The organism is Dactylosporangium sp. CA-052675 (assembly GCF_050947935.1).
Classification (GTDB): Bacteria; Actinomycetota; Actinomycetes; order Mycobacteriales; family Micromonosporaceae; genus Dactylosporangium.
In genome coordinates this window covers 1,970,052-1,983,318 of the sequence record NZ_CP192010.1, presented here as the reverse complement: position 1 = coordinate 1,983,318, position 13,267 = coordinate 1,970,052, and the positions used below count along the sequence as shown (strand labels likewise).

The 13,267-nt window shown below is 72.5% G+C and carries 12 protein-coding genes; 7 read left to right on the top strand and 5 right to left on the bottom strand.

The annotated features are described in order from the left end of the window. Positions 1 to 86: 86 nt before the first annotated feature. The gene (gene rsgA, locus ACQP1P_RS08925; RefSeq protein WP_433084884.1) at positions 87 to 1,118 is read right to left on the bottom strand and encodes a ribosome small subunit-dependent GTPase A; all 1,032 of its coding nucleotides are present in this window, start codon (positions 1,116 to 1,118) and stop codon (positions 87 to 89) included. Between the two features lie 93 nt (positions 1,119 to 1,211). Between rsgA and ACQP1P_RS08920 the strand changes: the two genes are divergently transcribed. The 6 genes from ACQP1P_RS08920 to ACQP1P_RS08895 all read left to right on the top strand — a co-directional run bounded on the left by ACQP1P_RS08920 (position 1,212) and on the right by ACQP1P_RS08895 (position 6,766). Continuing rightward, a complete protein-coding gene (locus ACQP1P_RS08920) occupies positions 1,212 to 1,646 on the top strand; it encodes a hypothetical protein (protein ID WP_433084882.1) in 435 nt (144 codons plus the stop codon). A gap of 10 nt (positions 1,647 to 1,656) precedes the next feature. Continuing rightward, positions 1,657 to 2,325, top strand: a complete 669-nt coding sequence (locus tag ACQP1P_RS08915) for a maleylpyruvate isomerase family mycothiol-dependent enzyme (RefSeq protein ID WP_433084880.1) — start codon at positions 1,657 to 1,659, stop codon at positions 2,323 to 2,325. After that, positions 2,322 to 2,921 (top strand): MBL fold metallo-hydrolase, encoded by a 600-nt coding sequence (locus ACQP1P_RS08910; protein ID WP_433084878.1) that lies wholly within the window; start codon positions 2,322 to 2,324, stop codon positions 2,919 to 2,921. The genes ACQP1P_RS08915 and ACQP1P_RS08910 overlap by 4 nt, the downstream gene beginning before the upstream one ends. Before the next feature lie 312 nt (positions 2,922 to 3,233). Next, a complete protein-coding gene (locus ACQP1P_RS08905) occupies positions 3,234 to 4,139 on the top strand; it encodes a hypothetical protein (protein WP_433084876.1) in 906 nt (301 codons plus the stop codon). A gap of 58 nt (positions 4,140 to 4,197) precedes the next feature. Then, entirely contained in the window at positions 4,198 to 4,905 is a 708-nt protein-coding gene (locus tag ACQP1P_RS08900; RefSeq protein ID WP_433084874.1) for a uracil-DNA glycosylase, read from the top strand. Positions 4,906 to 4,948: 43 nt separating this feature from the next. Next, positions 4,949 to 6,766 (top strand): glycosyltransferase, encoded by a 1,818-nt coding sequence (locus tag ACQP1P_RS08895; RefSeq protein WP_433084872.1) that lies wholly within the window; start codon positions 4,949 to 4,951, stop codon positions 6,764 to 6,766. Here ACQP1P_RS08895 and ACQP1P_RS08890 read toward each other — a convergent pair. Both ACQP1P_RS08890 and argG read right to left on the bottom strand, forming a co-directional pair. Further along, positions 6,745 to 7,254: a DUF302 domain-containing protein gene (locus tag ACQP1P_RS08890; RefSeq protein ID WP_433084870.1), complete on the bottom strand. Its 510-nt coding sequence runs from the start codon at positions 7,252 to 7,254 to the stop codon at positions 6,745 to 6,747. The genes ACQP1P_RS08895 and ACQP1P_RS08890 overlap by 22 nt on opposite strands. Positions 7,255 to 7,459: 205 nt before the next feature. Then, on the bottom strand, positions 7,460 to 8,908 hold the full coding sequence (gene argG / locus ACQP1P_RS08885; RefSeq protein ID WP_433084868.1) for an argininosuccinate synthase: 1,449 nt from the start codon (positions 8,906 to 8,908) through the stop codon (positions 7,460 to 7,462). Positions 8,909 to 9,175: 267 nt separating this feature from the next. Here argG and ACQP1P_RS08880 point away from each other — a divergent pair, with 267 nt between their 5' ends. Further along, the gene (locus tag ACQP1P_RS08880) at positions 9,176 to 10,990 is read left to right on the top strand and encodes an arabinofuranosidase catalytic domain-containing protein (RefSeq protein ID WP_433084866.1); all 1,815 of its coding nucleotides are present in this window, start codon (positions 9,176 to 9,178) and stop codon (positions 10,988 to 10,990) included. A 52-nt stretch (positions 10,991 to 11,042) separates the two neighbouring features. Here ACQP1P_RS08880 and ACQP1P_RS08875 read toward each other — a convergent pair whose 3' ends face one another. Both ACQP1P_RS08875 and ACQP1P_RS08870 read right to left on the bottom strand, forming a co-directional pair. After that, entirely contained in the window at positions 11,043 to 11,393 is a 351-nt protein-coding gene (locus tag ACQP1P_RS08875; RefSeq protein WP_433084865.1) for a hypothetical protein, read from the bottom strand. Between the two features lie 43 nt (positions 11,394 to 11,436). Next, the gene (locus ACQP1P_RS08870; protein WP_433084863.1) at positions 11,437 to 13,260 is read right to left on the bottom strand and encodes an alpha-amylase family glycosyl hydrolase; all 1,824 of its coding nucleotides are present in this window, start codon (positions 13,258 to 13,260) and stop codon (positions 11,437 to 11,439) included. Between the last annotated feature and the right edge of the window lie 7 nt (positions 13,261 to 13,267).

Here is a 13,267-nt window from a genome sequence, read left to right as displayed (position 1 = left end):
TGCCAGCCGACAACTCTAGCCAGGGGGTATGACATTTTTCGGCCGCCGCCCGCGCGAGGGGACCTCGAACGGGGGAAGCGGCCCAGCTAGCCCCGGGCCGGACGGCGGCGCTCGCGGCTTTCGCGACGCACCCGGCGTACCGCTGCCAGCTTCTGCTCTTTTTGCAGTTTCTGCCAGCTCGCGTATCGGCGCGGGCTCAGCTCGCCGTCCTCGACGGCCGCCCGCACGGCGCATCCGGGCTCGTCAGCGTGGCGGCAGTCCTGGAACCGGCAGCCCTGGGCGAGCAGCGTCACATCCGTGAAGGCCCGGTCGAGGCCGGCCACCGTGTCGAACATGCCGACCAGCCGGACTCCGGGCGTGTCCAGCACCGCGCCGCCGTCCGGCATCGGGATCAACGCCCGGTATGTGGTCGTGTGCCGCCCGCGTCCGTCCGTGCGCAGGGCCCGCGTCTGCATCACCGGCGCCCCGGCGAGCGCGTTGACCAGGCTCGACTTGCCCGCGCCGGACTGCCCGAGCAGCCCGAGCGTGCGGCCGTGCGCGACGAGCGGGCGCAGCGCGGCGAGGCCGAGCCCGGTCCGCGCGCTGACCGGGTGCACCGCGACGCCCGAGGCCCGGCCCGGCATCTGCGCGGCGATCGCCTCGGGATCGGCGGCGAGATCGGATTTCGTCAGTACCAGATGCGGCTGCGCCCCCGACTCCCACGCCAGCGCCAGCAGGCGCTCGATGCGCCCGAGGTCGGGCGACGGGTCGACGGGCTCGACGACCGCGACGGCGTCGACGTTGGCCGCGAGCACCTGCCCGAACGACTCCTCGCCGGCCGTCGCGCGGACGATGGCGGTGCGTCTGGGCAGTACCGCCTCCGCCGTCAGACGCCCGTCCGGCCAGTCGCGCACGACCAGCCAGTCCCCCGCGCACGGCAGCGCGCCGGGGTCACGCGCGGCCCGGGCGAGCAGTCCACCGGCCACGCTGGCGCGCACGGGTCCGCCCGCCGTGAGCGCGGTGCAGACACCCCGGTCCACGCGGCTCACCCGCGCGGGCCGCTGCCCGGGCGCGGCGAAGGGCCCGAAGGCCTCGGCGAAGCCGTCGTCCCACCCGAGGGCCGACAGATCGATACTCACGGTAGTCCTTCCAATCCGAACGGGCGTTCGGAAACCCACGGTAGGTAGCGCGTCCGCGACGCGAAACCGAATATCGGGGCTATGGTCGGTGGCGTGCTCCCCTCGCATGTCTTGGCCGGTGCCGTCGGACTCCGCCTCGAGCGGGCCGACGTGCAGTGGCACGTCTCCCCCGGGCAGGACGACTCGCTCATGCGGTTCTGGCTCACCTTCGGCGGGGCGTGCTACGGCTTCCACGTCGGCGCCGAGGACGAGATCCTGGACGTGATCGTCGAGGAGCGCGGCACCGACGCCGACATGGGCATCTACGGCCGCCTGGAGGTGCGCGCGGCCGCGGGCGACGACCCCGCGGCGTTCGCGGTCGGCCAGCGGCTGGTCGTGGTGCATGATCTTTTCGCGGGGTACCTGGGCAAGCCCATCGGTGCCCGCCTGTCCTTCGAGTCCGTGGACCTCAGCGTCGCCGACTGGGAGGACGAGCTGCACTGGGCCGTCGGCGACCTGCCGCCCGCGGTCGGGGTGCGGCAGCGATAGTGTGGAGCGCGTGACCGCCGATCCGCTGGTCCTCACCCCCGAGCTCGAGCGCGCCACCGAGCGCCTGCTCGCCACCGTCGATTCCCTGCCCCTGGACGAGCCCTCCCTGTGCGCCGGCTGGACGAGGGGCCACGTGGTCACCCACCTGGCCCGCAACGCCGACGCCTACGTCAACCTCCTGACGTGGGCCCGCACCGGGACGCGCACCCCGGCGTACGCGAGCCGCGAGGCCCGCGAGGCCGACATCGAGGCGGGTGCCCCCCGCCCGGCGTCGGTCCAGCTGGCCGACCTGGCCGCGTCCGCCACCCGCCTGTCGACGGCGATCGACGCGATGCCGGCCGAGGCCTGGTCCACGGTCGTGACCATGCCCTCCGGCACCGAGGTCCCCGCCGCCCGCCTGGTGTGGTCCCGCCTCTGCGAGGTCGAGCTGCACCACGTCGACCTGGACGCCGGCTACGGCCCGGCCGACTGGCCCGAGGCCTTCCCCCCGCGCCTCCTGCACGACCCGGCCACCCCGCGCGCGGCCACCCTGGAAGCCCCCGACGGCACCGTCCTGCTCACCGTCCCCGGCGCCGCGACCGTGCGCGGCCCCGTCCACGCGCTCGCCGCCTGGCTCACCGGCCGCGGCGACGGCGCCGAACTGACCGGAGCACTGCCCGACCTGGAGGCCTGGAAATGACCAGCGGACTCGAGATCTCGTCCATCTCCGTCGGACCGATGGACAACAACGCATACCTGCTGCGCTGCCGGGCCGACGGCGACGCGGTGCTCATCGACGCCGCCAACGACGCCCAGCGCCTGCTGCGGTTCATCGAGCCGGGCGGCATCCGCGCGGTGGTGACCACGCACCGCCACCCGGACCACTGGCTCGCGCTGCAGGACGTCATCGACGCGACGGGCGCCCAGTCCCTGGCCCACCCCGCGGACGCCCCCGAGATCCCGGTCGTGACGGGCCACCTGAACGAGGGCGACACCCTCGAGGTCGGCGACTGCACCCTGTCGGTGATCCATCTCGTGGGCCACACGCCGGGGTCGATCGCCCTGTACTACGCGGGCGAGGGCGGCCACCTCTTCACGGGCGACAGCCTGTTCCCGGGCGGCGTGGGCAACACCCACGGCAACAAGGCCGACTTCGACTCCCTGATCCACGACGTGACGACGAAGCTCTTCGACCGCCTCGACGACGGCGTGACCTTCTACCCCGGCCACGGCAAGAACTCCACGATCGGCGCCGAGCGGCCGAACCTGGAGCAGTGGCGCGCCCGCGGCTGGTAGATCGCCCCGCGCCGTCTGCTTGCCACCCATGGCGGCGCACCGGGTTCACAGCCCCGGCGGCAAGGGCACAGTCCCGCGAGGCGTTCGCCGGACGCGGCATCAACGGCCCGTGGGACATGACCGGAAGTCGCCGGGCACTGCCGCTCGGCCTCGGCATCTCCTTCGTCGACGACCCCGCCAATGAGCTGCGGGTGCTGCACTGACGCGGCGAGGCGCGCGGTTCAGCTTGACTCAACATGAGTCACGGTACGTGACACAAGGCTCGACTATTCGTGAACGCGATGGCTAGTCTTCCGCACCGTGCCATCCCACTTGCACGAGATCCTGATTGAGATGTTCCGCGACCGGCCCGCGCTGGCGGCCGAGATTCTCGGCGGCCCGCTCCACGTCGCCCTGCCGGAGTTCGACGAAGCCCGGCTGTCCGCCGCCGACCTCACCGACATCGCCCCCACCGAGTACCGAGCCGATGCGGTCGTCACCCTGCACGGCAGCGCATCGCCGGTGATGGCGGTCGTGATCGAGGTGCAGCTGCGCCTGGACCCGCGCAAACGACGCAGCTGGCCGGCGTACGTGGGCACGCTCCACGCCCGGCTGGGCTGCCCGGTCGCGCTCCTGGTGATGTGCCCCGACCAGGCCGTCGCGGACTGGTGCGCCACCCCAATTACGATCGGCCCGCCGGGCTCGATGCTGACCCCGGTGGCCCTCGGCCCCCGTCAGGTGCCCGTCGTCACCGACCCCGGGACGGCCCGCCGCATGCCCGAGCTGGCGGTCCTGTCGGCCCTGGCCCACGGCGCCGGACCGGAGCCCACCGCGGTGTTCAAAGCCCTGTTCACCGCCCTCGACGTCGTCGATGAGGGCCATGCCGACCTGTACACTGACCTTGTCCTCTCAAGGCTGCCAGCGGCGGCCCGGGAGTGTCTGGAGGAACTCATGACCACCACCGGCTATCGATTCCAGAGCGACCTCGCCCGCCGCAACTTCGCCGCGGGCAAAGCCGAAGGCAAAGCGGAAGGCAAAGCCGAAGGCGAGGCCAAGGGCAAAGCCGAAGGCGAGGCCCGCGCCGTGCTGGCCGTGCTCGACGCCCGCGGCGTCCACGTGCCGGAGAACGTCCGCGCCGACATCACCGCATGCACCGATCTCGACCAGCTCGGAACGTGGGTTCGCCTCGCGGCGACCGCCGACAAGATCGAGGACCTCGGCATCAACCCCGCCGAATGACCGTGCGGGTCGCCGGTCCAGGCTCGATCGCCTGACGAGCGGCTGGTAGCTTGCCGCCATGAGCGAGGCGGTCAAGCCCGTGTATCTGCTGGACTTCATGCCCGACGACTGGCGCGAAGCGGTCACCCCGCACGTCGACCCCGCCGTCGTCGCCGCGCTCTCGGCGTTCGTCGTCGAGCAGTACCGCTCCGCCGTCGTCTACCCCCGCAAGCAGGACATCTTCGCCGCATACCGGCTGTGCCCCCTCGCCGCCACCCGCGTGCTCATCCTCGGCCAGGACCCGTACATCCGGCCCGGCCAGGCCCACGGGCTCAGCTTCAGCGTCCCGCCCGGCGTCCCCGTCCCGCCGTCGCTGCGCAACGTGTACCAGGAGATGCGCGACGACCTCGCGGTGGAGCCGCCGCCGTCCGGCGATCTGACCGCGTGGTGCCGGCAGGGCGTGATGCTGCTCAACGCGGTCCTGACCGTGCGCGCCGGCACCTCCAACTCGCACAAGGGGCACGGCTGGGAGAACATCACCGACGCGACGATCCGGGCCCTGAACGAGAAGGCGGAGCGGGTCGTGTTCGTCCTGTGGGGCGCGGCCGCGAAGGCCAAGGCGCCGCTGGTGACCAACCCCCGGCACGTCGTGCTGCGCGCCGGCCACCCCAGCCCGATGAACCCGACCGGCTTCCTCGGCAGCCGCCCGTTCAGCCGGATCAACGCGGCGCTCGTCGCGGCCGGGACGCCGCCGGTGCGCTGGTCGCCCGCGATGCCACGGCAGTGAGCGACGGCCGGGAAGATTGACCCGGCGGGATGCGTTGCACCGCGTGTCCATCATCAGCTCGGCTCGCGGGGCGGCCATGGTCATCACGCTGGTCATCGACACCTTCGGCGTCGCGAACAACGGCACCACGATCTCGGCCATGCGCTTCGCCGAGACGCTGGTCAAGCGGGGGCACACCGTGCGCGTGGTCGCGTGCGGCGAGGCGGCCGGGTCGCCGGTCGAGCTGTACCGGGTGCCGGAGCTCGTGGTGCCGATCGCGAGCCGGTTCGCGCACCGCCAGCACACGCTCTTCGCCAGGCCCGTCCGCGCGACGCTCGTCGCCGCCATCGCCGGGGCCGACGTCGTGCACATCTACCAGCCGTGGCCGCTCGGGCGGGCGGCCGAGCGCGTGGCCCGGCGGCTCGGGGTGCCGGCGATCGCGGCGTTCCACATCCAGCCCGAGAACATCACGTACAACATCGGGCTGGGCTGGTTCCCGCCCGCCGCCCACCTCGTCTACATCCTGCTGCGCCTGCTGTTCTACCGGCGCTTCCGGGACATCCACTGCCCGTCGACGTTCATCGCGGCGCAGCTGCGCCAGCACGGGTACCGCGCCCGCCTGCACGTCATCTCCAACGGCGTCGGCACGGCGTTCCGGCCCGGTCCGGCCCGCGAGCGCGCGCCCGGCGAGCCGTTCCGCATTCTCATGGTCGGGCGCCTCGCCCCCGAGAAGCGGCAGGACGTGCTCATCCGGGCCGTGCGCCGATCCCGCCACGCCGGGGGCATCGAGGTGACCTTCGCCGGGCACGGGCCCCGCGAGGCGCGGCTGCGGCGGATGGCGACGCGGCTGCCGGTCCCGGCGCGGTTCGGCTACCACGACCAGAGCGAGCTCGTCGAGCTCATCCGGCACGCACACTTGTACGTCCACGCCTCCGACGTCGAGATCGAGGGCCTCTCCTGCATGGAGGCGTTCTCGTGCGGGCTCGTCCCGGTGATCTCGGACAGCCGGCGCAGCGCCACGAGCCAGTTCGCGCTCGGCCCGGCGCACCGGTTCCGGGCCGGCGACGCGGCCTCGCTCGCCGAGCGCATCGACGCCTGGATCGAGGACCCCGAGGCGCTCGCCGCCGCGTCGCGCACGTACGCGCGCTACGCCGAGCTGTACACGGTCGAGCGCAGCGTCAAGGCGATCGAGCGCGTCTACGACCGGGCGGGCCGCGCGTGGGAGGCGCCCTCGGGGTACAGCGGCCGGCTCTTCCGCCTGGTGTCGAACGCCTTCTACTACGCGGTCGCCATCCCGCTGCTGTTCCTGTGGACCCGCGTCATCCTGGGCGTGCGCACGGAGGGCGAGAAGCGGCTGCCCCGCACCGGCGGCGCCCTGACCATCTGCAACCACGTGCACCTGCTCGACAGCGTGCTCGTCGGCCTGGCGGTCTTCCCCCGCCGTCCCGTCTTCACCGCCGCCCCGGTCAACCTGGAGCACCGCTGGTACGGCGGCCTCGTGCGGCTCCTGGGCGGCATCGCGGTGCCGCGCACCCCGGCGGGCCTGCCGGCGTTCTTCTCCGAGCTGCAGTTGTTCCTGGCGCAGGGACGGATCGTGCACTTCTTCCCGGAGGGGGAGCTGCGCCCGTACGACACCGGTCTTCGCGATTTCAAACAGGGCGCCTTCCACCTGGCGGCGCAGGCCCGCGTGCCGGTCGTGCCGCTGTCGATCCGCTTCCGGCCGCCGGCGGGCCCGGCCCGGCTGCTGCGCCGCAAGCCCACGATGGTCATCGTCATCGGCGAGCCCATCGTCCCGACGCTGACCGACCCGCGCGCCGACCGCCGCATCCGCATGGAACAGGCGCGCCGGACCATGCACGATCAGATCACCCGCGCGGCCTGACCCTCGAGCCCGTCCGGGACGGGCCAGCCGAGCCGTTCGAGCAGCACCGCGAGCTTGCGGTCGAGCTCGGCCCCGACCGCCGCGATCTCCGGCGTGCCGAACGACGCGAACTGCCGGCTGGGCTGCTCGATCGCGAACCGGACCGCCTCCCCCGGCACCTGCGAGATGACCGTGCGCAGCGGCGCGTAGAGCATCGCGGCCGGGTCATGGCGATACATGCGCTCGGCGAGCAGGTGATTGCCCATGAGGTAGACGCGGCAGCGCGCCGGGTTCCCCGCGATCCGCATGAGCCGGTCGGCCGCGAACCGCCAGTAGATCAGGAACCCGTTCACGGCGACCCGGTCCGTGATCGCCCTGACCTGCTCCCAGTCGTCGAGCCCCTCGATCTCGCCGGCCGGATATCCGGGAACGGCCGCCTCGTACTGCGCGACGGCCTCGTCGAACGATGCGCCGATCTCGATCACGAGCCGGCGGGCTTCCCACGTCACCGCCGTTGGCTACCCCGGCTCGGCGAGCGAAACCCCGAAGCGCCCGGGGAAGTCGGACACCTCCACGCGGCCTTCATACCACCCGCAACGACCCGGCCGGACAGCCGAGGCGCCGCGCGCCCGGCTGAACTGGTCGGGGCCGCGTGAACGCGAAGGCGCCGGGCACCCCTCCGCGAGGAAGGCGGTGCCCGGCGCCCCGGCGTTGTCAGTCGGTGCCGAACTCCATGGCCGCGTTGTCCAGGGCCTCGGCCTCCTCGGCGGCCGGGCCGCCCGAGGCGATCGCGGCCGCGCCGCCGGCCGGCATGGCGCCCAGCAGGTCCGCGGACGGGGTCTGGTTGGCGCCGATGAGCATCGGGTGCGGGCTGCCGATCACGTTCAGCGTGACGTACTGCTCCAGCTTCGCCCGCGAGTCGGCGATGTCCAGGTTACGCATGGTGAGCTGGCCGATGCGGTCCACCGGGCCGAACGCCGCGTCCTCGGTGCGCTCCATCGACAGCTTGTCCGGGTGGTACGACAGCGCGGGGCCCGTCGTCTCCAGGATCGAGTAGTCCTCGCCCCGGCGCAGGCGCAGCGTCACCTCGCCGGTCACGGCCGAGCCGACCCAGCGCTGCAGCGCCTCGCGCAGCATGAGCGCCTGGGGGTCGAGCCAGCGGCCCTCGTACAGCAGGCGCCCGAGCTTGCGGCCCTCGTTGTGGTACGCGGCGACGGTGTCCTCGTTGTGGATGGCGTTGATGAGCCGCTCGTACGCGGCGTGCAGCAGGGCCATGCCCGGCGCCTCGTAGATGCCGCGGCTCTTGGCCTCGATGATGCGGTTCTCGATCTGGTCGGACATGCCGAGGCCGTGCCGGCCGCCGATCGCGTTCGCCTCCAGCACCAGGTCGACGGCGCTGGCGAACTCCTTGCCGTTGATGGTGACCGGGCGCCCCTGGGCGAAGCCGATGGTCACGTCCTCGGACGGGATCTCGATGGAGGAGTCCCAGAAGCGCACGCCCATGATCGGGTCGACGATCTCGATGCCCGCGTCGAGGTGCTCCAGCGACTTGGCCTCGTGGGTGGCGCCCCAGATGTTGGCGTCGGTCGAGTAGGCCTTCTCGGTGCTGTCGCGGTACGGCAGGTCGTGGGCCAGCAGCCACTCCGACATCTCCTTGCGCCCGCCGAGCTCACCGACGAAGTCGGCGTCGAGCCACGGCTTGTAGATGCGCAGGGCCGGGTTGGCCAGCAGACCGTACCGGTAGAAGCGCTCGATGTCGTTGCCCTTGAAGGTCGAACCGTCGCCCCAGATCTGCACGTCGTCCTCGAGCATCGCGCGCACGAGCAGCGTGCCGGCCACGGCCCGGCCCAGCGGGGTCGTGTTGAAGTAGGCCCGGCCCCCGGAGCGGATGTGGAACGCGCCGCACGCGAGCGCGGCGAGGCCCTCCTCGACGAGGCTGGCCCGGCAGTCGACGAGGCGGGCGACCTCCGCGCCGTACGCGGTCGCGCGCCCCGGGACCGAGGCGATGTCGGGCTCGTCGTACTGGCCGAGGTCGGCCGTGTACGTGCACGGGATGGCGCCCTTGTCGCGCATCCACGCGACGGCTACCGAGGTGTCGAGACCACCGGAGAAGGCGATGCCGACACGCTCACCGACAGGCAGGGAGTTGAGGACCTTGGACACGGCTCAAGCATATACGACCGAGTGCATAACCATGCAACCCCCTTCGCCCACCGGTACCCCGGCGCCGGCGGTCCGGTGCGCTCAGCACATCGATCGACCGCAGATTCAACACTTGTCAACAGGTTCTACCAAAGACCACCGCGAATACGCATACTGAGACACCAGTGCCCGCCGCCAATCGGGCCTTGCGCGCAGTGCTGCGCGAAACACCCTCGAAGAAAGAGGTTCCCCGTGGTCAGTCGATCACGACCGGGCGGGCGCCGGAGAGTGCTCATCTCCGCCGCCGCGAGCCTGGCCCTCACCGCCGCCGGCATCGTCGGGCTGACCGGCACCGCCCAGGCCGCCGGCACCCTGCCCTGCGACATCTACGCGGCCAACGGCACGGCGTGCGTGGCCGCCCACAGCACGACCCGCGCGCTGTTCTCGGCGTACAACGGCCCGCTCTACCAGGTGCAGCGCGCCTCCGACGGCGGCCTGCACAACATCGGCCTGCTCGCCGCGGGCGGCTACGCCAACGCCGGCGACCAGGACGCCTACTGCAACGGCACCACGTGCCGCATCACGCGGATCTACGACCAGACGGCCAACCACAGCGACCTGACGATCGCCCCCGACGGCGGGGCCGGCTCCGGCGACCGCGGCGCGGACGCGAGCGAGATCGCGGTGAGCGCGGGCGGCCACAAGGTCTACGGCGTGTGGGTCTCCCCCGGTGTCGGCTACCGGTTCAACGGCCGGGCGCCCGGCGTGGCGGTCAACGGGCAGGCCGAGGGCGTCTACATGGTCGCCAGCGGCACGCACGTGGGCTCGGACTGCTGCTTCGACTACGGCAACGCCGAGGCGACGCCGTACGACACCGGCAACGGCCACATGGACGCGATCAGCATCGCGACGACGTGCTTCTTCCCGCCGTGCCAGGGCTCCGGCCCGTGGATCGAGGCGGACATGGAGAACGGCATGTTCCAGGGCGGCAACGGCTCGAACCCGAACCCGGGCAACAACTCGGCCTACGTCACCGCCGTGCTGAAGAACAACGGCCAGACCACCTACGCGCTCAAGGGCGGCAACGCGCAGTCCGGCGGGCTCACCACCTGGTGGAACGGCGCGCTGCCGACCGACAAGCAGGGCTACCGGCCCATGCACCAGGAGGGCGGCATCATCCTGGGCATCGGCGGCGACAACAGCAACCGCAACCGGGGCACCTGGTTCGAGGGCGCGATGGTGGCCGGCTACCCGACCGACGCCGCCGAGAACGCGATCCAGGCGAACGTGGTCAGCGTCGGCTACAGCGGCCAGACCAACGTCCCGAACGGCCCGCAGGGCACCGTCACCGGCCCCGGCGGCAAGTGCGTGGACGTGGCCGCGGACGACACCGGTTCCAACGGCGCCGGCGTGCAGCTGTGGGACTGCCAGACCTACGCCGAGGACCAGCACTGGACGCACTTCGCGGACAACTCGCTGCGCACCCTCAACCGCTGCCTGGACATCAACGGCAACGGTACGGCCAACGGCACCCAGGTCGAGCTGTGGGACTGCAACGGCGTCGGCGGCCAGAAGTGGGTGCAGCAGGCCGACGGCTCGCTCAAGAACCCGCAGTCGGGCCGCTGCCTCGACTCCCCCAACGGCGCGACCGGCAACGGCACCCGCCTGCAGATCTGGGACTGCAACGGCTCCGCGGCGCAGAAGTTCGCCGTGAACGGCGGCGGCACGAACGTCGGCCCGGGCGGCAAGTGCGTGGACGTGGCCGCGGACGACTCGGGCACGAACGGCACCGCCGTGCAGCTGTGGGACTGCCAGTCCTACGCCGTGGACCAGCACTGGTTCCACCAGTCCAACGGCTCGCTGCGCACCCTGGGCCGCTGCCTGGACATCAACGGCAACGGTACGGCCAACGGCACCCAGGTCGAGCTGTGGGACTGCAACGGCGTCGGCGGCCAGGTCTTCCAGCAGCAGGCCGACGGCTCGCTGAAGAACCCGCAGTCGGGCCGCTGCCTCGACTCCCCCAACGGCGCGACGGCCAACGGCACGCGCCTGCAGATCTGGGACTGCAACGGCAGCGCGGCGCAGAAGTTCGCGCTGAACTGAAGCACCGGCCGGGCGCGGGGCACCCCGCGCCCGGCCGCCGCACGCGGTGGCGTCAGAGGTACGCCGGCAGCCCCGCGCGCAGGCAGGCCAGCATCGCCGCGCCCTCGGCCGGGGGCATGGGCGCCGCGGCGCGCCCGATCGCGGCCAGGACGTCCTCCAGCGACACGTCCGCGTCGGCGCCCGGGGCGTGGTAGCGCACCTGGGCGGTCAGGTCGGCGACGTACGGTACGACGTCATCGCTCGTGGTCTCCCACAGCCAGGCCAGCACCCGCCCGAACGCTTCGCCGGCGTGCAGGGCCGCGCCCCGGGACCGCTGGGCCAGCAGGGCGGCCGCGGACTCGCAGATCAGCGCGCCGATCAGCCTCTCGAAGATGGGGTCGGGCACCTCGCGGGTTCGCACCATCGCACTCCTGCCGGTCGATGTAACGACCGGTGATCCTACCGCTTCATTGTGTCATCGGCGAGCGTTCATAGATGACGACCCCGGCCGGGGGCAGGGTGAGCTGCACGGCCTTGCCGTTGCGGGCCGAGACCGAGACCTGGCCGCCCGCGAACGCCGGCTCGCTGGAGTAGCGGCAGGTCAGCCGGTCGCCCTCGGCGTGCAGGTCGTTGTCGACGGTCACCCAGGCCGTGCGCACGCGGTCCGGGTCGGTGTTGACCGCGACCAGCACCTCGTGGTCGGCGAAGATGCGCGACCACGGCAGCAGCCCGGGGGCGGCCGGGGAGGCGAAGCGCACGCCGTCGGCCGAGGTCGGGCGCAGGTACTGCCGCCCCCGCCGCAGCGCCGGGAGCCGCCGCCGGACCGCCAGGATCTCGCTGAGCTGCCGGTACGTCTCGTGCTCCTCGTCGAACGCGTGCCCGCCGCGGCTGCGGAACGGGCCGAACGCGCCGCCGAACATGGCCTCGCGGATGTACCGGTCGTGCCCGCCCTCGCCGTCGAACTCCTGCTCGAAGCCGTAGTAGACGCACGGGATGCCGAGCGTGGCGGCGTTGAGCGCGAGCGCCACGAGGGCCAGCCGGCGGCCCGGCTCGCCCGCCGCGAAGCGCGCCTTCCACGGGCCCTTGCGCACCTGGTCGTGGTCGTCGTAGCTGGTCACGACCTTGTCCCGGAACCAGGTGTGCGACTCGCGGCCGACCTGCAGCGAGTTGCGGAACAGCGCGAAGTACTCGGCCGGGTCGGCGGTGCCCTTGGCCACCCGCTCGAGGCGGTCCTGCACGTCGGCCAGGCCGAGCGCGGCGTCCATGCCGACCGCGTCGAGGGTCCCGTAGGCGAACGCGCGGTCGCCGGTGATCTCGGCGACCAGGTAGAAGCGCTCCTTGCCGATCGACTGCGCGAACTCGTGGATCGCGGCGGCGAAGAAGCGGGCCGCGCCCGGGTCCATGTGCTTGACCGTGTCCACGCGGAAGCCGTCGAGGTCGGCGTAGGCGATCCAGTACTGGTACGCGCGCACGAGGGCCAGCAGCGCCGCCGAGGGCCGGTAGTCGTCCGGCGGCCCCTCGCCGAGCGCGATGTCCTTGAACCCCTCGAAGTCGCCCTCCAGGTACTCCGGGAACCGGTCCCAGTCGGCGATGCGCCCCTTGCCGGTGAACGTCGCGGTGCTCTGCAGCTCGGCGGGCCAGACGCCGCCGTGCGGGTACGACCGCGGAATCGGGCCGATCGGGAGCACGGCGGCCCCGTCCTCGTCGCGGAAGCCCTTGACGGGATAGCGCTGCCCGGTCCAGACGGGCCGGCTGTCGCCCTCGTAGCCGAAGACGTCCCCGGCGTGGTTGAGCACCACGTCGAGGATCACCCGCAGGCCCTGGGCGTGGGCGTCCGCGACCAGGGCCCGCAGGTCCTCCGGCCGCCCGAAGTGCGCATCGACGTCGAGAAAGTCCTGGATGCCGTACCCGTGGTAGGTCGGCTGCCCCGCGACCTGCCGGAGCACGGGGCTCACCCAGATCGCGGTGACCCCGAGCCGGCGCAGGTAGCCCAGCTTGCTGCGCAGCCCGGCCAGGGTGCCGCCGGCCCAGTCCAGGCCGGCCTCGCGCCACCGGGCCGCGTCCTCGGGCGTCGCGACCGCGAGCTCGCGGTCGGCTGCGCGCAGCGGCGGCGTGGCCCCGGTCGCGACGATCGCGCCGTCGTTGTCCCGGTAGCCGCGCTCGCCGCCGTCGGAGAAGCGGTCGACCAGCAGGAAGTACAGGACCTCGTCGGCCCAGTCGTCCGGGGACGGGTGGAACCGACCCCGGGTGAGCGCGGCGAAGTCGATGTCGGCGATCCGGCGGTACGACACCCCCCGA